The sequence below is a fragment of the Stenotrophomonas pictorum JCM 9942 genome, from assembly GCF_001310775.1.
GTDB lineage: Bacteria > Pseudomonadota > Gammaproteobacteria > Xanthomonadales > Xanthomonadaceae > Stenotrophomonas > Stenotrophomonas pictorum.
On sequence record NZ_BAZI01000503.1, the window covers coordinates 1 to 1619 of the forward strand.

The window sequence follows — 1619 nt, forward strand, 5'->3', positions numbered from 1 at the left end:
GGCTGCCGCTGGTCGAGGTTCCCGCCCCCGGGCAGGACGATACGTTCGCGGTGTTCGTCTCCGGGGATGGTGGCTGGGCCGGACTGGACAAGGACGTGGCCGGTGCGCTGGCGGCGGCGGGAATCCCGGTGGTGGGACTGGATTCGCTGCGCTACTTCTGGAGCCGGCGCACGCCGGCCGGTTTCGCCACGGATCTGGACCGGATCGCGCAGCACTACGCGCGGCAGTGGAAGCGGCCGCGGCTGCTGCTGATCGGCTTTTCGCAAGGCGCCGACGTGTTGCCGGCGGCGATCAACCACCTGCCTCCGGCCTCGCAGGCGATGCTGGAGATGACCGTGTTGATGTCGCCGGGCAGCACCGCCTCCTACGAGTTCCATGTCAGCAACTGGCTGGGCGGCGATGATGACGCCGGTCTGCCCATCGCGCCGGAAATGCGCGCCTTGCCGGCCGCTCGTACGCTGTGCCTCTACGGGCAGGAGGACGCCGGGGCGCTGTGCCCGAAGCTGCCGGCCAACAGCATCAGCGTGGTGAAATTGCCCGGCGATCACCATTTCGAAGGGGATTACGAAGGACTGGCCAAGGTGATCCTGCGGCGTCTGGCGGCACTCACTTCTGGCGCTGCGGATCCAGCGAAATAAGCCGGGTTACATCCAGCAAGGCGGCCGGCAGGTGCATGCCGCCGGGCGCGGCCAGATAGCGGGGACGCCACTCCGGTGCGAACTTGGCCTTGAACCGGCGCAGGCCGCCAAAGCCATAGAAGCGCTCGCCATGGCGGGCGACGAGGTTGGCAAAGCGGTTCCAGCGGCCGGCGAGGCGATGCTCGGCCAGCCCGGTCAGCGGCGCCATGCCCAGCGAGAAGCGGCGGTAGCCGTTGGCCGCCCCCCACAGGAACAGCTCGATGAACAGGAAGTCCATCGTGCCTTTGGGCGCGTCGGGATGGTGCCGCATCAGGTCCACCGACAGTTCCCGTCCAGCGGGCGCCTGCCAGAGGTTGGCGAAGGCCACCGCCCGGCCGTCGGCTTCCACCACTGCCAGCGGGAAGCGCAGCAGGTAAGCCGGGTCGAAACTGCCCAGCGAGAAGCCTTTCTCCTCGCCGGCTTTTTCCTCGAGCCAGCGCTCGGAAATATCGGCCAGTACCGGCAGCAAGCCCGCCACCCCCGGCGCGGGCACCAGCCGGAAGCACAGACCGGCCCGCTTGCCCTTGTTCCAGGCCTGGCGCAGCTCGGCCCGTTCGCTGCCGGCCAGGCTGAAGTCCTGCAGCGGGACCATGGCTTCCTCGCCCAGTTTGACCAGCGTCAGCCCCAGATCGAGGTAGGTCTGCCAGTAGCGTTCGCCGGTCTGGTAGAACACCGGACGCAGACCCAGGCGGTCGGCGGTTTCGCGGAATCGCCAGACCAGTTTCCGGGCGACTTCCGGTGGTCCCACCGGATCGCCCATCGCCACCAGCGAGCCGCCGTAGCGCTGCATCATCACAAAGCCATCGCCGGCCTCGCTGCGCAGGACCGCCTTGTCGCCGATCATCACCAGGCAGGCCTGGGTGTCCTGGGCCTGGGCCAGGACGTCGCGCAGTTGCTCCAGCGCATCGGGGTCGGGCAGCGGGAGCGGGGGCGCGGGTGCTG

Annotated in this window: 2 protein-coding genes; one reads left to right on the plus strand and one right to left on the minus strand. The window is 68.9% G+C overall.

The genetic code is table 11. The features are described 5' to 3' along the window. A partial coding sequence (locus tag JCM9942_RS15460) for a virulence factor family protein (RefSeq protein ID WP_218185507.1) occupies positions 1-638 on the plus strand: 638 nt, incomplete at its 5' end. Here the strand turns inward: JCM9942_RS15460 and JCM9942_RS15465 are convergent. Further along, the coding region (locus JCM9942_RS15465; RefSeq protein WP_157722979.1) for a phosphatidylglycerol lysyltransferase domain-containing protein at positions 607-1619 on the minus strand (1013 nt) is incomplete at its 5' end. The genes JCM9942_RS15460 and JCM9942_RS15465 overlap by 32 nt on opposite strands.